Annotated in this window: 21 protein-coding genes; 14 read left to right on the top strand and 7 right to left on the bottom strand. The window is 37.7% G+C overall.

From position 1 onward, the window contains the following. The first annotated feature begins 194 nt into the window (after positions 1-194). The 8 genes from BK580_RS00860 to BK580_RS00825 all read left to right on the top strand — a co-directional run bounded on the left by BK580_RS00860 (position 195) and on the right by BK580_RS00825 (position 8,026). Positions 195-1,040 carry an ABC transporter ATP-binding protein gene (locus tag BK580_RS00860; RefSeq protein ID WP_078378504.1) on the top strand — a complete coding sequence of 282 codons (846 nt, stop codon included), beginning with the start codon at positions 195-197 and terminating at the stop codon, positions 1,038-1,040. A 109-nt stretch (positions 1,041-1,149) separates the two neighbouring features. After that, entirely contained in the window at positions 1,150-2,160 is a 1,011-nt protein-coding gene (locus BK580_RS00855) for a FecCD family ABC transporter permease (RefSeq protein ID WP_078378503.1), read from the top strand. Further along, positions 2,157-3,164, top strand: a complete 1,008-nt coding sequence (locus tag BK580_RS00850) for a FecCD family ABC transporter permease (RefSeq protein WP_078378502.1) — start codon at positions 2,157-2,159, stop codon at positions 3,162-3,164. The genes BK580_RS00855 and BK580_RS00850 overlap by 4 nt, the downstream gene beginning before the upstream one ends. A gap of 403 nt (positions 3,165-3,567) precedes the next feature. Next, positions 3,568-4,662: a sensor histidine kinase gene (locus BK580_RS00845; protein WP_078378501.1), complete on the top strand. Its 1,095-nt coding sequence runs from the start codon at positions 3,568-3,570 to the stop codon at positions 4,660-4,662. A gap of 4 nt (positions 4,663-4,666) precedes the next feature. Further along, positions 4,667-5,356: a response regulator transcription factor gene (locus BK580_RS00840; protein ID WP_078378500.1), complete on the top strand. Its 690-nt coding sequence runs from the start codon at positions 4,667-4,669 to the stop codon at positions 5,354-5,356. Positions 5,357-5,497: 141 nt separating this feature from the next. Beyond that, complete coding sequence (locus BK580_RS00835) at positions 5,498-5,908, top strand: DUF6220 domain-containing protein (protein ID WP_078378499.1); 411 nt, start codon at positions 5,498-5,500, stop codon at positions 5,906-5,908. Between the two features lies 1 nt (position 5,909). Next, positions 5,910-6,107, top strand: a complete 198-nt coding sequence (locus BK580_RS00830) for a DUF5957 family protein (RefSeq protein ID WP_078378498.1) — start codon at positions 5,910-5,912, stop codon at positions 6,105-6,107. Between the two features lie 677 nt (positions 6,108-6,784). Continuing rightward, on the top strand, positions 6,785-8,026 hold the full coding sequence (locus BK580_RS00825) for a glycoside hydrolase domain-containing protein (RefSeq protein ID WP_078378497.1): 1,242 nt from the start codon (positions 6,785-6,787) through the stop codon (positions 8,024-8,026). Between the two features lie 341 nt (positions 8,027-8,367). On the opposite strand, the gene BK580_RS00820 is transcribed toward BK580_RS00825, so the two are convergent. After that, entirely contained in the window at positions 8,368-9,117 is a 750-nt protein-coding gene (locus BK580_RS00820) for a GTP pyrophosphokinase (protein WP_078378496.1), read from the bottom strand. A gap of 443 nt (positions 9,118-9,560) precedes the next feature. Here BK580_RS00820 and BK580_RS00815 point away from each other — a divergent pair, with 443 nt between their 5' ends. After that, on the top strand, positions 9,561-10,487 hold the full coding sequence (locus BK580_RS00815; RefSeq protein ID WP_078378495.1) for an iron-hydroxamate ABC transporter substrate-binding protein: 927 nt from the start codon (positions 9,561-9,563) through the stop codon (positions 10,485-10,487). Between the two features lie 55 nt (positions 10,488-10,542). Here BK580_RS00815 and BK580_RS00810 read toward each other — a convergent pair whose 3' ends face one another. After that, entirely contained in the window at positions 10,543-11,907 is a 1,365-nt protein-coding gene (locus tag BK580_RS00810; RefSeq protein WP_078378494.1) for an alanine/glycine:cation symporter family protein, read from the bottom strand. A gap of 580 nt (positions 11,908-12,487) precedes the next feature. On the opposite strand from BK580_RS00810, the gene BK580_RS00805 reads away from it, so the two are divergent. From BK580_RS00805 to BK580_RS00795, 3 genes are all read left to right on the top strand, one after another. After that, positions 12,488-13,465 carry a TAXI family TRAP transporter solute-binding subunit gene (locus BK580_RS00805; RefSeq protein WP_078378493.1) on the top strand — a complete coding sequence of 326 codons (978 nt, stop codon included), beginning with the start codon at positions 12,488-12,490 and terminating at the stop codon, positions 13,463-13,465. Between the two features lie 113 nt (positions 13,466-13,578). After that, complete coding sequence (locus tag BK580_RS00800; protein WP_078378492.1) at positions 13,579-14,115, top strand: DUF1850 domain-containing protein; 537 nt, start codon at positions 13,579-13,581, stop codon at positions 14,113-14,115. After that, positions 14,108-16,111 (top strand): TRAP transporter permease, encoded by a 2,004-nt coding sequence (locus BK580_RS00795; RefSeq protein ID WP_078378491.1) that lies wholly within the window; start codon positions 14,108-14,110, stop codon positions 16,109-16,111. Before BK580_RS00800 ends, BK580_RS00795 begins: the two co-directional genes overlap by 8 nt. A 111-nt stretch (positions 16,112-16,222) precedes the next feature. Here the strand turns inward: BK580_RS00795 and BK580_RS00790 are convergent, their stop codons facing one another. The 3 genes from BK580_RS00790 to BK580_RS00780 are packed head-to-tail and all read right to left on the bottom strand — an operon-like array spanning position 16,223 to position 17,505. Beyond that, positions 16,223-16,537, bottom strand: coding sequence for a DMT family transporter (locus BK580_RS00790; protein WP_078378490.1), 315 nt, complete (start codon positions 16,535-16,537; stop codon positions 16,223-16,225). Next, a complete protein-coding gene (locus BK580_RS00785; RefSeq protein WP_078378489.1) occupies positions 16,537-16,875 on the bottom strand; it encodes a DMT family transporter in 339 nt (112 codons plus the stop codon). The genes BK580_RS00790 and BK580_RS00785 overlap by 1 nt, the downstream gene beginning before the upstream one ends. 57 nt (positions 16,876-16,932) lie before the next feature. Next, on the bottom strand, positions 16,933-17,505 hold the full coding sequence (locus BK580_RS00780) for a TetR/AcrR family transcriptional regulator (protein ID WP_211279067.1): 573 nt from the start codon (positions 17,503-17,505) through the stop codon (positions 16,933-16,935). 225 nt (positions 17,506-17,730) lie between these two features. On the opposite strand from BK580_RS00780, the gene guaC reads away from it, so the two are divergent. Further along, entirely contained in the window at positions 17,731-18,714 is a 984-nt protein-coding gene (gene guaC / locus BK580_RS00775) for a GMP reductase (RefSeq protein WP_078378487.1), read from the top strand. Between the two features lie 517 nt (positions 18,715-19,231). On the opposite strand, the gene BK580_RS00770 is transcribed toward guaC, so the two are convergent. After that, entirely contained in the window at positions 19,232-20,065 is an 834-nt protein-coding gene (locus BK580_RS00770; RefSeq protein WP_078378486.1) for a TetR/AcrR family transcriptional regulator, read from the bottom strand. Positions 20,066-20,160: 95 nt separating this feature from the next. On the opposite strand from BK580_RS00770, the gene BK580_RS00765 reads away from it, so the two are divergent. Further along, positions 20,161-23,244 (top strand): efflux RND transporter permease subunit, encoded by a 3,084-nt coding sequence (locus BK580_RS00765; protein ID WP_078378485.1) that lies wholly within the window; start codon positions 20,161-20,163, stop codon positions 23,242-23,244. Positions 23,245-23,491: 247 nt separating this feature from the next. On the opposite strand, the gene BK580_RS00760 is transcribed toward BK580_RS00765, so the two are convergent. Continuing rightward, positions 23,492-23,854, bottom strand: a complete 363-nt coding sequence (locus BK580_RS00760; protein ID WP_078378484.1) for a YxeA family protein — start codon at positions 23,852-23,854, stop codon at positions 23,492-23,494. Positions 23,855-23,856 lie beyond the last annotated feature (2 nt).

The raw sequence follows: 23,856 nt of genomic DNA, 5'->3' as shown, positions 1-23,856 counted from the left end.
CGACCACTCCTTGTCGATTAGTTACAAGTGATTATCATTCTCACTTAAATATACGACTTTTCAGCCAATTTTACAACACAATAATGGTTGACATAAGAAATAGATGGTTTTATAGTAGAATTGGAGCGAAACTGATAATCATTATCATACTTAATTTATATATATTTTTATTGAAAAAAATGGGGGGTTACAACATGGTTCGCCTATATACTAATGAATTGAACATCGGCTATGGTGAACAGCTTATAGTCAAAGAGCTTAGTGTCGGAATTCCAGATAAGAAAATTACTACTATTATCGGTTCGAATGGCTGTGGAAAATCCACTTTATTAAAGGCCATTACCCGTATTATTTCGCATCAATCCGGCTCAGTGTTGCTTGATGGGCAAGATATATCAAAAGAAAATACAAAAATTCTCGCTAAGAAAATGGCGATTCTCCCCCAAACACCAGAAAGTGCAAGTGGATTAACAGTTGGAGAATTAGTATCCTATGGTCGTTTCCCCCATCAAAAAGGCTTCGGTCGCTTAACGAAAAAGGACTATGAAGTTATCGACTGGGCACTAGAAGTAACAGGGACAAAGGATTTTAAATTCCGTCCTGTTGACGCTTTATCCGGCGGTCAACGTCAACGTGTCTGGATTGCGATGGCGTTAGCACAGGAAACAGAAATTATTTTCCTTGATGAGCCTACTACATACTTAGATATGGCCCATCAACTAGAGGTTTTAGAACTTTTACAAAAGCTTAATAGAGAGCAAGAGCGTACGATTGTGATGGTGCTTCACGATTTAAATCAAGCTGCCCGTTTTGCTGATTATATTATCGCATTAAAAGATGGAGAAATTGTCAAAGCCGGCGATTGTGAGGATGTTATCAATCGCGATGTATTGAAACAAGTATTTCATATTGATGCGGAAATCGGTCGCGACCCTAGAACAAACAAACCAATGTGCATTACTTATAATTTATTAAAAGGGGAAAACACTCATGAAAAAGAGATGACTCCTTCCCCAATACATTCACTTACAGGTAGTTAGAAGTTAATTGGAGCACTCATGTATAAAGAAGAAAGACAACGTTTCTATGCATGTACGAGGGATTCTTTCATAGAATCCCTCTTATTCTATGAAAAAAGAGATGAGACAAATGACGAAAGATCTTCAACGTACTGTTCCATTTTTATTTAAATTCAGCGCTGGAATCCTTGTGTTTCTAGGGATGTTTTTTGTTGCTATGGTATTTGGGGCTGCGGAAACATCGATACGAGATGTATGGCAAGCTTTAACGTCTAACGCTACTGGTGATAAAATTAATATTATCCGTGAAATTCGGTTACCGCGTGAAATCGCTGCCATTTTCGTAGGAGCTGCTCTATCCGTTGCTGGGGCTATTATGCAGGGAATGACAAGAAACCCATTAGCAGATCCAGGGTTGCTTGGGTTAACTGCTGGGGCTAATGCCGCACTCGCGATTACAATGGCGTTTCTTCCTTCGATTAACTACTTTGGTATTATGATTGCTTGCTTTATTGGCGCTGCCGCTGGAGCATCGCTAGTTTTTGGGTTAGGTTCGATGAAAAGGGGCGGATTTTCTCCCCTACGTATCGTGTTAGCTGGAGCCGCTGTCTCTGCCTTCCTTTTTGCAATCGCAGAGGGTGTGGGGATTTACTTTAAAATATCTAAGGATGTTTCTATGTGGACGGCTGGCGGGATGATAGGGACAACCTGGGGACAATTGCAAATCATCATTCCATTTATTATCGTAGGAATTATTATCTCGCTTTATCTATCAAGACAGCTTACCATTCTTAGCTTAAGTGAAGAGGTCGCTGTTGGCTTAGGCCAAAAAACCATCTACGTCAAAAGTATTTTATTTGTTGTGATCATTTTGCTTGCTGGTGCATCGGTTGCACTCGTAGGAAATATGGCGTTTATCGGATTGATGGTACCCCATGTCGTTCGTGCCATTGTGGGAACAGATTACCGTTTTATTTTGCCGATGTCTGCTATTGTAGGAGCTACTTTTATGTTATTTGCTGATACACTTGGCCGTACTCTTAACGCCCCATATGAAACACCTGTGGCGGCAATTATGGCGATCATTGGTTTACCGTTCTTCCTCATTATCGTCCGTAAAGGGGGCAAGGCATTCTCATGATCGATCCAGCTCGTATAAAAAAACAACGCATGATACTTTGTCTACTACTAGCACTCATATTCATTACTATCACAATCAGTGTCGGACTAGGCTACTCTTCCTTATCTTATGATCGATTATTACCTACCCTATTCGGGCACGGTACATTCAAAGAAGAATTCGTCTTATTTTCCATTCGTTTGCCACGAATCGTGATTACGGTATTGGCTGGGATGGCACTTGCCTTGTCTGGTGCAATTTTGCAAGGAATTACGCGAAATGATTTAGCAGACCCTGGTATTATTGGGATTAACGCTGGAGCAGGGGTTGCCATTGCCGTATTTTTTCTATACTTCCCTATTAAAGTTGGGTCATTTGTCTATATGCTCCCACTTGTTGCTTTTATTGGTGCTTTAATTACAGCTATTCTTATATATGTATTTTCCTATAATAAAAAAGTTGGATTACAACCAATTCGATTGGTGCTTGTTGGGGTCGGTTTTTCATTGGCCCTATCAGGATTGATGATTGTCCTTATTTCGTCGGCTGAACGAGCAAAAGTAGACTTCATCGCCAAATGGTTAGCCGGGAATATATGGGGATCAGATTGGCCGTTTATTTGGGCGCTCCTCCCTTGGTTAGTGCTCCTCATTCCTTTTGCACTCTATAAAGCAAATCGTCTAAACCTTCTTGGTCTGAGTGAGTCAGCATCCGTTGGAGTCGGGCTGTCTATTGAAAGGGAACGACTCACCTTGTTGTTAACTGCGGTTGCGCTTGCTGCCTCTGCCGTTTCTGTTACTGGCGGGATCTCCTTTATCGGATTGATGGCACCGCATATTGCCAAAGCATTAGTAGGGCCAAGAAATCAGCTCTTTATCCCCATCGCCATCTTAATTGGTGGATGGCTTCTACTAGTTGCTGATACGATCGGAAGAAATATTTTGGAGCCAGAAGGAGTTGCAGCCGGAATAATGGTAGCATTAATCGGCGCCCCTTACTTTATCTACTTATTATTAAAGAAATAAGCTCTATTAAAGTACAGCGTTGATTTTCAAGTACCTAGCTGTTGATTGGAGCAATAGGCGAAGACTCCTGCGGGAGATAGCGGTTTGTGGAGACCCCACAGGCGTAGCCGAGGAGGCTCCACAAGCGCCCCGCGGAAAGCGTAGCCTAGTGCGGAAATCAACAGCGGTCTTTAACAGAGCCAAAAAAATAAAAAACCCTTGCCAGAGGCTTTGTCTCTTCAAGGGTTTTTTTAATAGTGATTTTCGAATGGAGACTTGGCTCTTCTCCTTCACTTTTTTGGATTTTTCTGAGGAAACGTGTAACCTAATAGAAAATACGAAAGTCTTTATTTAAGAATTCGTTAATAATTTATTTAGACTCGTTTAAGAAATTATTTATACAGTAAAAAAAGGTGGTGAAGACTTGTCTATTAAGAAACGTTTAATTTTATCTAATATTGCCATGATTGTTATTCCCATTTTTATATTTTTCATGTTAGAAATTTTCTTAGGAATTCTTATTTTTCATATATTTGGCGGTAATATGGAGGAACGAGATTTAAACATGTTTCTCACAATCCGATTCATCATACTTTTACTAGCTTTAATGATTACGAATGGTGCGCTTACCTACTTCGTTTCCAAAAGTATCATCAAGCCCGTCCAGCAACTAACAAAGGCTGCGAAAGAAATTAGTGAAGGGAATTTAGACTCTCCTATCCAAGCGCTAAAAGAGGATGAGCTTGGGCAGCTATCTAACACGTTTGATGCCATGCGCCTTAAGCTGAAGGAAGCAAGGGAGCTACAAAGGCATTATGAGGATAATCGGAAGGAATTAATCGCTAGCATCTCCCACGACCTTAAAACACCCATTACTTCCATTAAGGGTTATGTAAAGGGGATCCAAGATGGCATCGCGAATACCCCTGAAAAAAGAATGCGTTACATGGATACGATTTATAAAAAAGCGAACGATATGGACCATTTAATTGATGAGCTCTTTCTCTACTCTAAATTAGATTTGGGACGCGTTCCATTTGAATGGGAAGAAGTTGATTTAAACGCTTATTTTCAGGATTTTATCGAAGAATTAAGCTTCAGCTTAGAAGAAGACGGTGGGAAAGTTTCCTACCATGCTGATCAAAAGGATTCTTATATTGTCATGGCTGATCGTGAAAAGTTAAAGCGAGTCATCTCCAATATTATGCAAAATAGCTTGAAGTACATGAACAAATCACAACGGGAAATACATGTTTTCTTAAAAGCTGAATCCGATCAGGTTTGCGTCCAAATAAAAGATAATGGCCAGGGGATCCCAGCAGAGGCTTTGCCTTATATTTTTGAAAGCTTTTATCGAACGGATTTATCTCGAAATTCGGCAACTGGTGGTAGCGGACTAGGGTTAGCCATTGGAAAGCGAATCATTGAAGAACACGGTGGCTCCATATGGGCTGAAAGTGAGTTAGGAAAAGGAACTAGTATTTTCTTCACCCTAAAAAAAAGAATAAGGCAAAGGTGATAATATGCAAAAAATCTTAATTATTGAGGATGAACAAAGTATCGCCGAGTTACAACGGGACTATTTAGAAGTCTATGGTTTTACAGCTGAAATCGCCTCTACTGGAGAAAAGGGCTTAGAAAAGGCTCTAACAAACGCTTATGATTTAATCTTACTCGATTTAATGCTACCCGGAATTGATGGGTTTGAGCTATGTAAGAAAATTCGCGCCGAGCTCGACATTCCTATTTTAATGGTAACGGCTAGAAAAGAAGATATTGATAAAATTCGCGGCTTTGACCGAGGGGCTGATGATTATATCGAAAAGCCCTTCAACCCGAATGAATTAGTGGCACGAGTGAAGGCACATATATCACGATATCAACGCCTCATCAATCGTGATAGTGAACCACCACAGGAAATTCAAATAAAGGGGCTCGTGATTGATCGCCATTCTAGACGTGTCTTCCTTAACGGAGAAGAAAAGATTTTTACGGCAAAAGAATATGATTTACTCCTTTTTTTAACCACGAACCCTAACCGAGTATTTAGTAAGGACCATCTATTCGAACGAATTTGGGGATATGACTCTATTGGAGATGTCACTACTGTTACCGTTCATATTAGAAAGATTCGAGAAAAAATAGAAGAAACTCCCTCCACTCCTACGTTCATCGAAACTATTTGGGGTGTTGGGTATCGTTTTAAAAAATAGGATCATACGAGAGCCATGGGAGCTCTCGTATTTTTTTTGCCATTTACCATTTAAGAATTATTTAAGAATTTCATAAGAGTTCATTTAGAAAGCCCCTATATGATAAAGGTAACGTTTTAGATAAGTAGAGGAGGCAGCTTCATGAAAAATTATTTCTCACGAATTTCGCTAGCAAGAGGTATCTACCTACTGTTAGCCAGTATTTATGCTTTTTGTATTATTGCACAGGTTTTTATTGCGGGAATGGCGCTTTTTATCCAGCCAATCCATTGGATACACCATGTAAATTTTGTTCATTATTTTGGATTTAACATCCCTGTACTATTATTTTTGCTAGCATGGATTGGTGCTTTTCCGAGATGGGCATATTGGCATCTCTTTGGATTACTCAGCCTTATGTTCGCTATGTATTTTACCGCAAATATAACTGGAAAGTTACCTTTGGGAGCGGCTACTCATCCACTCCTTGCCGTTCTACTCGTCTTGTTATCTTGCTTTCACGTATATAAAGTCTTACAACTAAATCTTAAAAAAATGAAAGGGGCTCATTAATATGAGAACATTTATTACAATCATTGTAGGTATTATCGCTGGATTTATTTTAGGAATTGCCTTATCGAGCTTTATCGGGATAGCAGGACATATTCTTGTCCAAAAGCCGTTAGGAATCAAATATCTCCCTTACTACACCTCTATCATCTGTGCCGTTTTAGTACCGTATCTAGATGCAAAAAGTCGGAAGAATGCTTAACGCATTAACACTGACATAGACTTCTATATAAAAAGAGTAGGTTACGAATAAGTAGTTCGGTTGTGAAGTAGAAAAACCGAATTCAAAAGGTCAATATCAAGCTAAATCAATTTTCACTTAAGAACGTCCCTGATTAAAACTTTACTTATATGTGATATGGGTAACTATAGTGCATCAAAATGGAGAGGTTCTTGGAAAACTCACTTCCTTTTAATATGATGTCTTGTCCTTGAACGCCGGTACCAACAGAAGTAAAATAGGCGGAGATTTTTCGGTTAAATATCGAATAGTGCTCGTGTTGGGCTAAATAAGGGGAGGTTTTCCGATTAAGCATCGCAAAATCCCTCATTTTCGCATTTTTCGAGCCAATAGGCGGAATCTCTCCGTTTATTTAAGCCTTTTTTATAATAATTACGAATTAAGCGGAATTTTTCCGTCTATTTATCAGCTAGGGATCCTTAACCTGATATGCTAAAACACTTGTTCTTTTTATTTTTCTACCTCTGAACCGAACTACTTAGGTTACGAACCTGCTCTTTTTATATTTCCTTTCAAGAACTGCCTATGCCTTTCTAGTAATCCCCCTCTTTTGTCACGAATTTCCGCTCTCCCTCATATGATAACGAGAATTCCAAAAAACCTTTTAAATAAAATCTAATAATGAAAGGTGTGAGTAAATGACGTTAGGAAAAAACACCTTCATCGCAATAGCAGCTTCTCTCTTCCTTCTTTTAGGCTTTACCTCTTTCCTATTTTTATATGAAGGGAATTCAGAAACAGCTTTGACGAAGGCTGATACTGTAACTGAGGCAAACACCAACGCTTCTAATCAAAGTAACAACAACATTAACATAAACATAACAAATAATATTCAAAACAATATTTATGGAGACGGCACGACCAAAGTCGAATCAACCATCACCAATGATATTAAATCAGATGCAACGAGCAACATTAACAACTCTGTCGAGAATAATGTCGATGGGGATGGCAATACCACACTATCCAATACATTAGACAATGAATTGAATGGGGAGAGTTCGGGCGAGCTTGAAAATAATATAAAGAACAACATGAACGGCAATGGGAAGCATAGTATAGAAAATAACTTATTCAATAATTTTGGTGTTAGTGTCAATATTGATGTCCAAAACAATGTGACAAATGAAACACAAAATAACGAAAATGGCGATGGCAATGGGAACGGGAATGACGACGGAAATAATGAGGACGAGAACGGTAATTCATCCGATGACCTAGCCGATATTATTTGGGGAATTGACTCCGCAAGTGAAACGACAGAGGAATTCTATGCATGTGTGAAAGAAAACTTTGGCGATCCCGTTGTATTTGGTCGTTATCTTGGAGAACGCGAGGGTGTATCCCATGGCCTTACATCTAATCAAGTCGACTTAATTCAAGAAGAGGGAGATTATATCTTACCAATCTACAATCATTTTAATGATGCAAGAGGCTATGACAATGGTGTCGCTCAAGCAGAAGAAGCAATTCGTTTTGCTAATGAGCTTGGGATACCAGAGGGTGTCGCGATATTTGCTGATATTGAACCAGAATATCCGGTAGATTCGGCATTTATTCTAGGTTGGTATGAAACAATGGCTTCCTCAGAGTATGAATCGGGTATTTACGGGATTTTTGCCGCTGATAGTGAACTTGCCAATTCTTATATCACTGCTTCAGAGGACAATAGCGAGATACTTGAAAATAATATTATTTGGACTGCCGCTCCAAACATCGGTATTACGACCGAAGCAGAAGCACCAGAGTTCGAACCGGAGGCACCAGAAGACTCGTTAGCCTGGGGCTGGCAATATGGCATAGATTCAGAGACATGTAATATTGATACAAACCTTTTTAATAGCGAGATTGTGGATGTGCTTTGGAGTCCTGAAACGTAAGAAGGAACGGAACGGTTGTTAAAATCATAGAAGTAAAGAGGCTGGGGCATAAATTAAATTCCCAGCTTCATTTACGAACAATTTAACCTAAAGAGAGCCTTAATATAAAGGATTGATCTGTTAAACACCGCTGTTGATTTCCGTTGCGAGAGTGTTCCCTTTCCGCGGGACTTACCTTACGAGAGCCTCCTCATCGCTATCGCTCCTGCGGAGGGCTCCACAAAACGCTACTTCCCTCAGGAGTCTCACACATTCCACTTCAATCTACAGGAGAGACAAGGCGTACATTACCCACTTTTTCATCATCCATGGTGCAATTTTTATTTGTATTTCATAGAATTCTACCCTTTATTTGGATCTAAGTTTGCGGTCAAAAAATCATATGGTAGATGAAATCTTTCATTGTTAATGAGCAATTCTTGTACGTCTTCTTCCATACTTATCGTTTCTTTTAGCTTGTTCATTTCAAGATGAATGCCCTCCATTTTCTTATCAAGAAGTGTTGCCGAGTTTGCCGCTTCCAGCAATTCATCTTTCATTTTTTGAGGAACTTCCTTATTGTATTTATAGTAGATTTTATGTTCTAGGCTAGCCCAGAAATCCATTGCAATCGTGCGAATTTGAATTTCTACATAAATATGATCCTCTCTATCAGACAAGAAAACTGGAATTTGTACGATTAAATGAAGACTGCGGTAACCATTCGGTTTCGGATTTTTAATATAATCCTTACATTCGATTACTGTAATGTCTTTCTGCTTTTGTAGCATACTACTTAGCTCATATATGTCTGAAATAAAGGAGCAATTAATTCGGATTCCCGCGATATCCCGAATATTTTCCTTAATTGTAGGAAGGGAAAGTTCGAATCCTTTATTATGAACCTTCTTTAAAATGCTTTCTGGTGATTTTAGACGACTTTTCACATGTTCAATCGGATTATAATCGTGAATATATTGAAATTCTTGTTTTAATATATCAATCTTCGTATTCATTTCATCTAAGGCAAATTTGTAAGACATCATAAAGCGCATTAACTCCACTTTCAATGCTTTCATTTCTTTTACATCACTTGTTAATGTCATATTCATTAATTTATAATCTCCTTTTATTAGAGGTCTTTATATGAAATTAAGTGTTCTAGCTTCATACAACACCATGACAAAGTGTCACTTTCGGCTCTCCTTCATCTTAAGTGACACGATGTCATTTGTCAATCATTCAAAGACACTATGTCATCCCCCCGCTAACTCTTTCTACTGTAATGTTGTTTAAAATAAAGACTCTGTTAAAGTACAGTGTTGATTTTTAGGTACCTAGCTGTTGATTGGAGCACTAGGCGAAGGCTCCACAAGCGCCCCGCGGAAATCAACAGCAGTGTTTAACCGAGACTTTTACAAAGTAGAGTCAGCCTTTTCTATGTCTTTCATCCTAAAAAACCAATTGACAATCTAGATAGAAAAACATATATTTAGTAATGTAGACAATAATGATAATCATTATCAATTTTATAACTATTAAAGGAGCAATCATCATGAAAAAAAGCTTTATCCCGTTTATTTTTATATTTGTCCTTATACTTAGTGCTTGTAGCGGCAATGCAACAAATGAGAAAGAGAACACAACTGGTAATACGGAAAAGAAAGATGAATTTATTACCTATCAATCTGAAACTGGACCTATTGAAGTTCCAGCAGATCCACAACGCGTCATTCTTCTTTCTGGATTTACTGGAAACGTAATTGATTTAGGAGTAAACATTGTGGGGATTGACGTATGGTCAAAGATGAATCCTCGTTTTGAACAGGAGTTAGCAAATGTGGAAGAAGTATCCGATGAAAACCTGGAAAAAATCATTGAATTGGATCCAGATTTAATTATCGGATTATCTAACATTAACAATATCGATCGTTTGCAAGAAATTGCTCCAACTGTAACGTACACATGGGGGAAATTAGATTATTTAGAGCAACATATTGAATTAGGTAAGCTACTAAATAAAGAAAAAGAAGCGACAGATTGGGTGGAAGATTTCCAAAGCCGTGCGGAAGCTGCTGGTGAGGAAATTCGTGCGAAAATTGGCGAGGATGCTACGGTATCTGTTATCGAAAGCTTTGAAAAAGACATTTATGTATTCGGAAATAACTGGGCACGTGGAACAGAAGTCTTGTATCAAGCTATGGGCTTAAAAATGCCTGAAAAAGTGGAAGAAATGGCTCTAGAAGCTGGATACTATGCAATATCGACAGAGGTTCTTCCTGAATTCACTGGAGATTATCTCATTTTTAGTAAATACCCTGATGCTGATAACTCTTTCCAAGAAACGCAAACATACAAAAATATACCTGCTATTAAAAATGGTCGTGTGTTCGAAATGGATGCAAGATCTGCTACCTTCAGTGACCCTATTACAGTCGAAGCTCAGCTTTCGTTCTTTATCGAATCATTTTTAGGTAACTAATCTATTATTTAAAAACCCCCTTGTGAATCTCTCAAGGGGGTTTTTCTTGATTAAATTAACTAGCTCTTTGCTGTTGCTTTTCTTGTATTTCTCTTCTACGAACCTCTCTAAATCTCTTCGTCTCCGATACAATCACACCGGATAAGAAGAGAAGCGCTATTAAGTTAGGCAGTGCCATTAAAGCATTAAAAATGTCAGCAATTCCCCATACAAGCTCTAGCTCTAGTCCTGCACCAACCATAACTACCATAACGAATATAATTTTAAAAATATACGTTCGATTGTCTCCGAATATATAACCGAAGCATTTCTCCCCATAATAAGACCAACCAATTATCGTGGAATAGGCAAAGAAGATAATCCCAAATACCACAATAAAATTCCCGACTCCAGGTAGAAAAGATTCAAATGCAGCTCCAGTTAAACTGGATGCATTTCCGTGATTTGTATAGATGCCACTCATCACAATCGCAAGACCTGTTACTGTACAAACAATAATGGTGTCAAGGAATGTACCAGTCATCGATACAAGTGCTTGTCTACTAGGATAATCCGTCTTAGCAGCGGCAGCAGCGATAGGCGCTGATCCAAGTCCAGCTTCATTAGAGAATACTCCCCTTGCTACCCCATATCGAATCGCCATCCCAATCGCTCCACCAGCAGCAGCTGTTGGATTAAAAGCTTCCTTCACTATTAAAGCAAAAGCTGCCGGAACTTCACTTAAATTCAAAAGAATAATTAAAAAACCACCTGCTAAATAAAACAGGGCCATGAACGGTACAAAGATTGCAGTAACTCGTCCAATTGCCTTAATCCCACCGAGTAAAACAATACCAGTTAGCACCATAAGGATAAAACCAGTTAACCAAGGATTGATTTCAAAATTAGCATGGAGCGCGCCTGCCACCGTATTTGCTTGCGTCATATTACCGATTCCAAACGATGCTAAAAAGCCAAAAAGGGCGAATAATATGGCAAGCCATTTCCAGCCAAGCCCTTTTTCTATGTAATACATCGGTCCACCAGAGATTTCACCTTTATGATTAACAACTCTATATTTAACAGCTAAAACCGCTTCTCCATACTTCGTTGCCATCCCAAAAATCGCTGCTACCCACATCCAGAAAATGGCCCCTACTCCTCCCATCAAGATAGCAGAGGCTACTCCAGTCATATTCCCTATTCCAAGTGTCGCTGCCATTGCAGTCATTAAGGATTGGAAGTGAGAAATATCCCCTTCATTTTTGTTGTTTTTATCACTTTTACTAAAGGTCAATTTAAGTGCATAAGGTAAATCACGGAACTGAAGGAAACCTAATCTTAACGTTAAAAATACCCCTGTTCCTACAATTAAAATTAAGGTAAACGGACCCCAAACAATTCCACCTATATCATCTACTAATTCTGCAAACAATTCCATTGTAGCCCATCCCTCTTTTCACCATTTATCAGTTATCTTATCATATTTGTTATTTCTAAATAATATAGAAATTCACTTTAACACATTAAATCGTCGAAATCAGTCTGATTTACCTATAAAAAGGTGATTTTTTTCTTTTTTCCATAAATACTTCGAATAATTAATGAAATTTACGTCCTCGTTGGCTAAATCGCCTAGGATGTCTCCCACACTATCTACACATATTCGGTATTGTTTAAGTTTGATTACTAATAGAATGTATCCATCAAAAAACATACGTACGCTATACAATAAAAAATACAGTTTTTCACATAGTTAAATTTTTCACCTATTAATTAAATGAATTTCTACATACAGATTTCCGAGTGAATCACGAACGTACAAACGAATTAATAGAGCTAAAATAAGGAAACCTCTTACTTTATTGTAATATTTGGATATTTATATTATTTAATATTCGTATTTAAACTAGTCATTTGCAATTGTTTAATTGAATTAAAATTACAAATTATTTGATAATTCAATTTTATATATGTAAAATAAGGAAATGAACCAAACTTTTTTATACAGGGGGAATTTGATGAAGAAGCAAAACTTTTTATTAACTATTTCCATGTTACTAGTATTGTCTATGTTCCTAGCAGCATGTGGAAACAGTGGAACTTCAGGAAATAGTAGTGATGATCCTGAACACCTAATTATGCTTACTGGTGGGACAAGTGGTACTTATTATCCACTTGGTGGTGCCATGGCACAAATTATTTCCGATGAAGCAGATGTTAACACAGATGCCATTTCTTCCAATGCATCCGCTGATAATGTTATCGCCTTAAAAGAAGGAGATGCTGAACTCGCATTTGTTCAAACAGATGTCATCGCAAATGCAGTTGATGGTGTAAATGCTTTTGAAGGAAAGAAAGTAGATAATGTGCTGGCAATTGGTTCACTCTATCCAGAAACTGTTCAAATTGTTACAGCAACAAAAACTGGAATTACTAGTGTGGAAGATTTAAGAGGGAAAAAGGTATCTGTAGGAGCACCGGGTTCTGGGACTTATATTAACGCAGAACAGATACTAGAAATTCATGGAATGTCGATGGATGACATTAATGCGCAATACTTAGATTTTGGTGAATCTACAGGTGGCATTCAAGATGGAAATATCGATGCTGCATTTATTACATCAGGTACACCTACGGGAGCAGTAGAAGGTCTATCCGCTACGACTGATGTTAGTATCGTTCCTATTTCTCAAGATAAAGTAGATGCTCTAATAGCTAAATATCCTTACTATGCTTCCGATATCATTGCTGCTGGAACATATGGAATGGATAATGAAGTGCATACTGTTGCTGTGCTGGCAATGTTAGCCGTAACTGATAGCCTTTCTGAAGATTTAGTCTATAACATCACAAAAGCTATTTATGAAAATACGGATAAAATTGCACATGCTAAGGGTGAATATATCACTCTTGAATCCGCATTAGATGGAATTGGTATCGACTTACATCCTGGAGCAGCTAAATTCTTTAAAGAAGCAGGCGTTCTAACGGATTAAAGCATTAATATAAGTAGGAAGAAGGGCCGACTGTCAATCAAAAATTGCTGTCGGTCATTCTTTTTCAATTGCTAATAACCCTTTAATAGAAAGATAGTTTTTAGGTGATTTAAATGAACGATATTTCCAAAAGAAGAATGAAAGTCCTTTTAGCTTCTTGCTCAACTTTACTATTATTCGTTCTATTATTTGTCCCAATACAAACAGCATTAGTGTTTTATGTTAAAAACACGAATCAGATCCATGCATTTCTCCCAATAGATGAAGAAGATCATTTCCAAATCATCTTTAAACATTCCATTCATTTAACAGATGTGGTGGAGAAATATCAAGTGCTGAACACTCATGAAATCTTACAATATGAAATTATTTATGAAGAGTTCGGAATCGGAATGCCTTCTAACGCGGAAGAAGGCGCTGAATTTGTATATGAAGATGGAAAATATCATATTAAGCATTTACAAAATATTTTCCCCTATATAAATATACGAAATGGGAAAACGGTCTCCGAACATCGTCTTTTATGGGGAACAAGGGGAGAAAAAATCATTTCGTTTAATGATTATTTTACACCAGGATCTTGGTACAAGGTTAAAGTAGAAAAGCTATCACTATGGCAATATATGAAAGGAATGAAAATTCATGAGTGACACAAAGGATCATAAAGAACTAACACCAGAAGAACAAGAAAAGCTTTTACAAAAATATGATGCCGAATCCAATACACGTAAATTAGCTGGATATTCTGCGAAAGTAGTCTTCGTTTTATTACTAGCATTTTCCTTGTTTCAGCTATATACAGGAATGTTTGGCCAATATACTGCCTATATCCAAAGGACCGTTCATTTAGGTTTTGCCTTAACACTCATTTTTCTTTTATTTCCCGCTCGTAAGGGAACAAAGAAAACAAAAATAGCTTGGTATGACTATATTCTTGTATTACTAACAGTCGTTGTCTGCGGATATTGGCCAGTATTCTATGACACTATGGTACAGCAAATTGGTAGAATCACTCCAGAACAAGCAATTATAGGAGGATTGGCCATTCTATTAGTTTTAGAGGCTGCTAGACGTGCGGTAGGTCTCCCTATTACGATTATCGCAGCGGTCTTCATGGGATATGCCTTATTTGGCCCTTATATGCCAGGAATGTTGGCACACAGAGGGCTTAGTTTGAATCAATTGATTCAATCCATGTTCTTTACAACAGAAGGAATACTTGGTACACCATTGCAGGTATCTTCTACATATATTTTCTTGTTCCTATTATTTGGTGCCTTCCTTGTACAAACTGGGGTCGGAAACTATTTTAATGACTTAGCTATCTCCATTGCTGGAAGACGGATTGGTGGACCAGCAAAGGTAGCAATATTTTCAAGTGCTTTACAAGGTACAATTTCAGGGAGCTCCGTTGCGAATACCGTAACAACTGGATCTTATACGATTCCTTTAATGAAAAGACTTGGCTATCACCGAAACTTTGCTGGTGCGGTGGAAGCAGCAGCCTCCACTGGTGGTCAAATTATGCCACCTATCATGGGAGCAGCAGCGTTCCTTATGATTGAATTTGCAGGGGTCCCTTATTGGGACATTGCAAAAGCTGCCACTATTCCAGCGATCCTTTATTTCTCAGGAATTTGGATTATGACACATTTTGAAGCGAAGAAAATGGGGTTGTTAGGATTACCTAAAGAAGAAATTCCAAGAAAAAGAGATGTTCTGAAAAAAATACATTTATTACTACCTATTGTGATAATAGTAGTATTACTATTTCAAGGTGTAAGTATCGAAAGAACAGCACTACTTGGTATTTTAAGTACCGTAATCGTTAGTTTATTTAGAAAAGATACAAGGATTACGCCAAGCAAATTTATTTTTGCTTTAACATCGGGTGCTCGTACTGCATTGGGGGTCGCTGCTGCTACAGCCTGTGCAGGTATCATCGTTGGTGTCGTAACAAAAACTGGATTAGGGCTAAAGATGGGGAATGGACTTGTCAGTTTAGCAAGCTCCATCGCTTCTACACCAAATTTCCAATTATTACTTACACTTTTCTTTACAATGATTGCATCAATTATTTTAGGGATGGGCTCGCCTACTACCGCAAATTACATTATTACGTCAACGATTGCACTACCAGCGATTATTGCTTTAAATTCACAGCTGGAAGTGGCGGTTCCGATTTTAGCTGCACATATGTTTGTATTTTACTTCGGAATTGTAGCAGATATCACCCCACCAGTAGCGCTTGCCGCCTTTGCTGCAACAGGAATATCTAAAGGTGACCCAATCAAAACAGGGTTAAACGCATCTAAACTAGCAATTGCTGCGTTTATTATTCCTTATATGTTTGTGTTCCAGCCTCAATTATTAATGATTGATACAACCATTCCTGAGATCTCTTGGATATTAATCACTTCCATTATCGGGATGATTGCCATCGGGGCTGGCCTAATTGGGTACTGGTATAGAAAACTTCATTGGCTGGAAAGAATCATTATTGTTCTATCAGGTTTATTACTAATCTATCCAGAAACACTAACGGATACAATTGGACTTGTAGGATTTGTAGCAATGTTGATCATACAGTTAATCTCCAATAAAAAAGATAAAGGAAATACACCGCGAGAAATAAGTTTGTCTTAACCAGCGAAAAGTACTTCCCTATTTTTCTAAGAAAACGCTAGCAACACGGCTAGCGTTTTCTTGTTATGGGAAGTTAGACTTTTTAGCAACCTCACTTGCTTTCGACTAAAGCTATGCGATTGATTTCAAGCCAACAACCCCAATAATTATTAGAATTAAGCTTGCTATTCTTCCGATACTTTTTGATTCGCCAAAGAACATCATATTGATTAACACCGCTCCTGCCGTTCCTAAGCCTATCCATACCGCATAAGCCACACTTAATTGTAAGTAGTGAAAGGATTGGTAGAGCAAGACAAATGACAAAGCAAAGCCGCCGAGAAATAATACGATATTCCTGAAGTTTTTCACATTACTAAACAGCTTTAGGCCGATAACCCCAACTATTTCGCTCATAGCTGCTAACCCAACAAATAGCCAACCCATTATGCTTTCACTCCTTCTTCTTGATGATTATCGGCAATCTTTAAACCAATCACTCCAGTCACAAGTACGCCAATAAATAGTAATTTAAGAAGGTTAATCGTTCCAGCAAATAAAAAGTAGTCCATGAGTACTGTACCAATGGAGCCGAACGCAGCAAAAATAGCGTAAACCGTTCCAGTCGGCAATCCTTCACAGGCTTTGGATAAGAAATAGAAATCAATCAAAATCACACAAATGACAAGCACCCACTGCCAAATAGATTCAGCTGTACTAAAACCAAAAACCCATAACATCTCAAATATACAAGTAAGCATTACATACATCCAATATTTATTCATTCTACTCTTCCACCTTTTGACTGACATTCAGTCATTTTTTACTAAAAATAACATACTCTACAAACGCAAAGCATGCTCTAGAAATGTTAACAATTCCGTTTTTTGTTGTTTCTCGTTTTCTGCATCGTATGCATCATATAAATATACTTGTTCTGCTGCAGATTCAATAAGACCAATTACTATTTTAGCCGTTCGATTCGAATCTACTGTAGCGCGAATTAATTCCCGTTTTTTTTGTTGATCTAGTAATCCCTGTGTTAATTCATAAAGAGGGCGGTAAATTTTTTCCCACTCATTCATATGCTCAGTTGATGATAAACCCGCATAAACAAGCGCTGAAACATCGCGAAATTCGCCTGTAACATGAAAAATAGCATCTATTAGTTGAACCAATTGTTCGCTTAATGAACCTTCATCATTTACAGTTTCTTCTATTTTTCTTATAAATTGAACAACAATCTTTTCCGCAATTGCAGGCATGACAGATAATTTAGAGGGAAAATATAAATAAAATGTCCCTTGAGCAATCTCGGCTTTTTTAACGACATCGGAAATCTTTGTTTTTTCAATTCCCTTTTCCTTAAAAACCTCAATCGCCGCTTGAATAATCTTTTCCTTTTTATCTATGATAACGACCTCCTACCGAACTGACTGAATATCATTCATTTTATTAAAATTTTCTAGTAATGTCAACATAGTCTGTAGCCTCTATTCCTAAATAACAAAAATCCACACTAATTTTCCACATAAATAGAAAAAACTTTGACATACTGATAAAAATAATGTAAATTACCTTATGTACGAACGTTTTTAATATTAAATTACTACAATATTCGTTTTTAGGAGTGTTGATCCTTGGATAACGTGTTTGATTATGAAGATATTCAATTAATTCCCGCCAAATGTATCGTAGATAGCCGTTCTGAATGTGATACAACTATAACATTTGGTAAACATACATTTAAATTACCTGTAGTACCTGCAAATATGCAAACAATTATAGACGAAAATATCGCTACTTATTTAGCAGAAAATAATTATTTCTATATCATGCATCGCTTTGAACCTGAGAAACGTATTTCTTTCATAAAAGATATGCATTCTCGTGGTTTGATTGCCTCCATCAGTGTTGGAGTAAAAGAAGAAGAGTATGGCTTTATTCATCATTTAGCAGAAGAGGGGCTTGTACCTGACTATATTACGATTGATATTGCTCATGGTCATTCTAATGCTGTAATCAAGATGATTCAGCATATTAAACAACACTTGCCAGAGAGCTTTGTGATTGCCGGCAATGTCGGAACTCCAGAAGCAGTAAGAGAATTAGAGCACGCTGGTGCTGACGCTACAAAAGTAGGAATTGGACCTGGTAAAGTATGCATCACAAAAATTAAAACAGGTTTCGGTACTGGTGGCTGGCAATTGGCAGCACTACGCTGGTGTGCCAAAGCAGCTAGCAAGCCAATCATTGCTGATGGTGGTATCCGTACAAATGGTGACATTGCAAAATCGGTTCGTTTCGGCGCTTCCATGGTGATGATCGGATCTTTATTTGCCGGCCATGAAGAATCTCCTGGCGAAACCATTGAGAAGGATGGAAAGCTTTACAAAGAATACTTTGGTTCTGCTTCTGAATTCCAAAAAGGCGAAAAGAAGAATGTGGAAGGTAAAAAAATGTTTGTTGAGCACAAAGGTGCCCTACAAGACACTTTGACTGAAATGGAGCAAGACCTTCAATCCTCTATTTCTTATGCTGGCGGAAACAAGTTAGAGTCTATCCGTAATGTAGATTATGTGATTGTGAAAAACTCTATCTTTAATGGAGATAAGGTTTATTAAGGATTAGCCGTCCACTATTATAATTTCAATTAAGAAAGGTGAGCAGGTTTTGTACTTGCTTGCCTTTTTTTCGTTTCTTAAATTTAATACGTTTGTTAACTACGTGCTATAAAGAATATTTATCTAGTTTCTATATGTATTGGCTACCCTGAAAATACAGTAGGTTACCTGTTTCTACTCTCCGTATGTCTCCCGTGTAGGTGTGTTAGTGAGTGTTCGAGGTCTTAGATTTTGACTGAAAGGAAAAGCATGACCTTAGCAAAGGAAAAAGTAAGAAGGTAGTCAAGGAGCTTTTATGAGCATCCCGAACTACGCTTCTTTAAGCGAGTATCTCACACCTAGCACTACAATCATCAGGGGAGACGGGGATACTTGATACTGCTCCACTTTTTCATCATCTAGGTTTGCATTGCATGGCTAGTGGTTACCCTGAAAGTACAGTGTCACCTTTAAACACCCTGTTGATTTCCGTGCCAAATGTTCGCTTTCCACGGCAGTCTGGCAAGAAACTCAATTGCTAAATCTCAAAATGTTGACGTAACAAATAAGAAATCCATTTACAATGAGAGTGATTCCTAATATTTTCTAGTAACCCTCTTACAATGGCAGGACTTAAGGTTCGTTCTAGTAGCTGCTCTTTTAGGAGGATTAATGATTCTTTTTCAATGGACTCTTCCATTTCATCAATTATTTGTTCTAGCATTTCAAGTATGCTTTCTTTTGTTACTTCTTCAGTCATTGGTTGATGAAACATTTGGAGATGTTCTTGCGAAACAAATGGGACGGTAGTGTGCTTTGCTAATATATTTGTTTTCTCAACAAGGGACCGAGACAGTAAGTTCACATCTAACGGTACATCATTGAACAAAAATAAAGTTGAATAGACATTGGCTAATCCTTTAACACAATAAACCAAATCATATTTTATATGCTCAACCTCTTCACCATATAAACGTTCAATCAATGCCAAGATGCTTTTATCCATTAAACTATCATAATAATGAAATTTTCCAATGAGTTCCTTATTAACGGATTGCATTTGCTCTTTGATAAATATCTTAGCAAAATCGGAATGTTTATAAAAAGAATCAAACATCGCGTGATAATACAAATATAAAATATCTTCCTCGTCGCTTGTGCCTTTGACTATGTAGTCAATGTCCGAGGTTATCTGTTCCATGAAATAGTCAATTATTCCTAAAATTAATTCATCTTTTGACTTAAAGGATAAGTAGAATGCGCCTTTAGAAATACCGCAATAATCTGTTATTTGTTGAACAGAAGTTGCTTCAAAACCCTGCTTAGCAAACAAGTCTAGCGCTTTTTCCATTATCATTTTCTTTTTTAACATATATAACCTCTCCTAGCAAAATCGTTGACAAATGACCTAGTAGTCATTATTATAAGGAAATGAACTTGATTAGTCAAATAAAGGAAGGTGTCATAGTGAAGGGTTTAGTCAATTTTGTTTTGAAAAATAAACTAGCAGTCTGGCTGCTAACAATTATTATCACCGTTTCTGGTATTTATTCTGGAACAAGAATGAATATGGAAACAATTCCAGAGATTTCAATTCCTTACTTAATGGTAATGGACGTATATCCTGGAGCAACTCCTGAGCAAGTAATGGAAGATGTATCCATGCCTCTAGAGAGAGCAGCTGAAAATCTTGAAGGCGTTAAATCTGTATATTCGAATTCCTATTCGAATATGGCAAGCCTACAAGTCGAATATGACTACGGGGTCGATATGGCCGAAGCAAAGCGTGAGCTACAATCCGCGCTTGATAGCGTGACATTACCTGAAGGCGCACACGAACCGACGATTACTGCCATCAGCATGAATATGATGCCGGTTGTTGCACTTAGTGTAAGTAGTACTACGGAAGACATTGTGGAATTAACGTCCACTGTCGAGGAAATTTTGCTTCCGAAAATCGAAAAAATTGATGGCATTGCTTCTGCAACCATCACAGGTCAGCATATTGAAGAAGTGCAACTTACTTATAATGATGCAAAAATGGCTGAACTTGGTTTAACAGAAGATACGGTGAAACAAATGATTCAAGCGAGTGACCTAGCTGTTTCATTAGGTCTTTATGAGTTTGAAGAAGGGGAGCAAGCTGTAGCAATTGATGGGAAATTCATGACAGCTAATGAACTAAAAGAAATGCTTATCCCTGTTACACCATCTGAAAACAATCCAGTTCCGTTCGTGAAACTTAGCGAGATCGCTACAGTTGAAGTAGCTGGTAAAGTACAATCGGTTTCACGTACGAACGGTGAAAACGCTATTGCTATTCAAATTGTTAAAGCACAACAAGCAAACACGGTTGATGTTGTAAATAGTGTGAAAAAGCTAGTTGAGGATGAAAAAGCAAGTATTGATGGCCTTATCATCGATATTTCCCTTGACCAAGGTTTACCTATTGAACAATCGGTTACAACGATGATTGAAAAAGCGTTATTTGGTGGATTAATGGCTATATTAATTATTCTATTATTCTTACGCGACATTAAATCAACGATTATCTCTATAGTCTCCATTCCAGTTTCGATTTTTATGGCTTTACTTTTATTAAATTGGATGGATATTACGTTAAATATTATGACCCTTGGTGCGATTACAGTTGCTATAGGGCGTGTAATTGATGACTCTATCGTAGTAGTGGAAAATATATATCGACGTCTACATTTAAAAGAAGAGAAATTAACAGGTCGTGCCCTTGTTCGTGAAGCAACAATTGAAATGTTCAAACCAATCTTATCGTCTACGTTAGTAACGGTTGCGGTTTTCGCACCACTTATCTTCGTAGGTGGAATGGTCGGCGAACTATTCATGCCATTCGCATTAACGATGACGTTTGCTCTTGGAGCTTCATTAATTGTTGCCGTTACAATCGTTCCGGCATTATCTCACTACCTATTTAAGAAAAAATTATATGGCGAAAAGACGGAAAGCAGCCATAAAGAAGTTGGTAAATTATCCAACTGGTACAAAGGCATTCTTGAATGGACCCTTAACCATAAAATTATCACTTCCCTCGTTTCGGTTGCTTTATTAGTAGGTAGTTTGGCCTTAACACCACTAATCGGATTTAGTTTCATGGGTAGTGAAGAAGAAAAAGTGATGTACTTAACGTACACACCTGCAGCTGGTGAGCTAAATGAAGAAACTTTAGAAAACATCGCGGTTGTAGAAGAAGAGTTATTACAACATGATGATATCGATATTGTTCAATTATCGGTTACAGACAGTGGAGATGCCATGTCAGCAATGATGGGTGGCGGAGCAGGCGGTGCATTAATGTACCTAATCTTTGACCCTGAAATGGATAATTTCTCAGAAGCTCGTGACGAAATTGAAGAGTACGTATTCAATATTGGGCAATCAGGTGAATGGAAGAGCCAAAACTTCTCCTCTATGTCGATGGCTACCGATCAAATTAGCTACACCTTCTACAGTGAAGATTTAGATAAACTAAATGACACTGTAAAAATGGTAGAAAACGTTATGAACGATAATGACGGTTTAAAAGACGTTTCTTCCAGTGCAGAAGATGCTTATGTAGAGTACACATTCAAAGTAGAACAAGATGAATTAATGCAACATGGTTTAACCACAGGACAAATCGTCATGATGTTAATGCCAACAACAACACAAGAAGTATTAACCACAGTTGAAAAGGACGGCAATACTTTAGAAGTAATTGTTCAACAAGAAAAAGCAGAACAACCAAAGTCTATTGATGATATTTTAAACACACAAGTACCGACTGCGCTTGGTACAACATTACCACTTTCTGAACTTGTAACAGTTGAAGAAGGTACAACATTAAATACACTTGCACGTAGTAAAGGTGAATACTATGCAACTGTTTCAGGAACAGTCATTGATGATGACATTTCAAAAGCAACTTCTGAAGTAGATAAAGCAATTGATCAATTGGATTTACCAACAGGTGTAACGATCGACATTGCTGGTGCTGCTGCAGATATGGCTGAAACTTTTACACAATTAGGCTTAGCAATGCTAGCGGCAATTGCCATTGTGTATTTCATCCTAGTTGTAACATTCGGTGAAGGTGTTGCACCATTTGCCATTCTATTCTCCTTACCATTTGCAGTAATTGGTTCGTTCGTTGGGCTATTAATTGCTGGTGAAACAATCTCTGTATCCGTTATGATGGGGATATTAATGTTAATCGGGATAGTCGTAACGAATGCAATCGTACTCGTAGACCGTATTATTCATATGGAACGCGACGGTTTAAGCTTACGTGATGCAATTCTAGAAGCTGGTGCTACCCGTTTACGTCCAATCTTAATGACAGCAATTGCTACAATCGGTGCGTTATTGCCATTAGCAATCGGTACAGGCGGAGGCGGTTTGATCTCTAAAGGTCTTGGTATCTCCGTAATCGGTGGGTTAACTAGTTCGACATTATTGACATTAGTTATTGTACCAATCGTTTATGAAGTTTTATCGAAGGTATTTAAGAAAAACCGTAAAGAAGTAGCAGAAAACTAATAAAAGTCCCTACAAGATACTTTATCTTGTAGGGATTTTTTTGTTTGATGAAATACGAATAAATAAATAGGAACATCATCTGAACACTATTCTGCCAGTTTACTTTCAACTTCTACTTTTGATGAAGGGTTTTGAATATCTCCCTAGTATTATTATTACTGTATCAATTTTTCTCTAAATCAGAGGATAGGTTAAAGAGTTACTATATTAATGAACCACAGATTTTTGCCGAAATGGGGACAACTATCTATTCTTCAATCTTCTCTTTTGCTTTTTTAGGGATATCGTTCAAATGTACTTCGTCATACGATGTTACGTCATTGCCATTTTTTAAATAGAGCATTAAATATGCACCTTGGCGCAACTCTTTTGCGCCAGAAAACTCAACTTCAACTATGCTTCCATCTTCATTATACGCCGGTAACGTGTACCAGTAGCGTGTCAATATTTCACCAGAATCCAATTTGGTCTCTTCCACTGATCCCTCAGTTGTAATTTGCACATAGGCATTGTCTTTTCCAAGTCGGTTAAAATCTACTGTTGCTAAAATAGTAATAGCAGCAACTAATAAAACTGCGGCACTGCTTATTAAAATAAAGAACTTTTTCATAT

It is taken from the genome of Sutcliffiella halmapala, assembly GCF_002019665.1.
GTDB classification, from domain to species: Bacteria; Bacillota; Bacilli; order Bacillales; family Bacillaceae_I; genus Sutcliffiella_A; species Sutcliffiella_A halmapala.
The sequence above is the reverse complement of the archived record's forward strand: the minus strand, read 5'-3'. Positions and strand labels throughout refer to the sequence as shown.

Bases quoted from the DNA above. Each gene is read 5' to 3' on its own strand.
- BK580_RS00860 (WP_078378504.1), top strand. From the start codon at position 195: ATGGTTCGCCTATATACTAATGAATTGAACATCGGCTATGGTGAACAG.
- BK580_RS00855 (WP_078378503.1), top strand. From the start codon at position 1,150: ATGACGAAAGATCTTCAACGTACTGTTCCATTTTTATTTAAATTCAGC.
- BK580_RS00850 (WP_078378502.1), top strand. From the start codon at position 2,157: ATGATCGATCCAGCTCGTATAAAAAAACAACGCATGATACTTTGTCTA.
- BK580_RS00840 (WP_078378500.1), top strand. From the start codon at position 4,667: ATGCAAAAAATCTTAATTATTGAGGATGAACAAAGTATCGCCGAGTTA.
- BK580_RS00835 (WP_078378499.1), top strand. From the start codon at position 5,498: ATGAAAAATTATTTCTCACGAATTTCGCTAGCAAGAGGTATCTACCTA.
- BK580_RS00830 (WP_078378498.1), top strand. From the start codon at position 5,910: ATGAGAACATTTATTACAATCATTGTAGGTATTATCGCTGGATTTATT.
- BK580_RS00825 (WP_078378497.1), top strand. From the start codon at position 6,785: ATGACGTTAGGAAAAAACACCTTCATCGCAATAGCAGCTTCTCTCTTC.
- BK580_RS00820 (WP_078378496.1), bottom strand. From the start codon at position 9,117: ATGAATATGACATTAACAAGTGATGTAAAAGAAATGAAAGCATTGAAA.
- BK580_RS00815 (WP_078378495.1), top strand. From the start codon at position 9,561: ATGAAAAAAAGCTTTATCCCGTTTATTTTTATATTTGTCCTTATACTT.
- BK580_RS00810 (WP_078378494.1), bottom strand. From the start codon at position 11,907: ATGGAATTGTTTGCAGAATTAGTAGATGATATAGGTGGAATTGTTTGG.
- BK580_RS00805 (WP_078378493.1), top strand. From the start codon at position 12,488: ATGAAGAAGCAAAACTTTTTATTAACTATTTCCATGTTACTAGTATTG.
- BK580_RS00800 (WP_078378492.1), top strand. From the start codon at position 13,579: ATGAACGATATTTCCAAAAGAAGAATGAAAGTCCTTTTAGCTTCTTGC.
- BK580_RS00795 (WP_078378491.1), top strand. From the start codon at position 14,108: ATGAGTGACACAAAGGATCATAAAGAACTAACACCAGAAGAACAAGAA.
- BK580_RS00790 (WP_078378490.1), bottom strand. From the start codon at position 16,537: ATGGGTTGGCTATTTGTTGGGTTAGCAGCTATGAGCGAAATAGTTGGG.
- BK580_RS00785 (WP_078378489.1), bottom strand. From the start codon at position 16,875: ATGAATAAATATTGGATGTATGTAATGCTTACTTGTATATTTGAGATG.
- BK580_RS00770 (WP_078378486.1), bottom strand. From the start codon at position 20,065: ATGTTAAAAAAGAAAATGATAATGGAAAAAGCGCTAGACTTGTTTGCT.
- BK580_RS00760 (WP_078378484.1), bottom strand. From the start codon at position 23,854: ATGAAAAAGTTCTTTATTTTAATAAGCAGTGCCGCAGTTTTATTAGTT.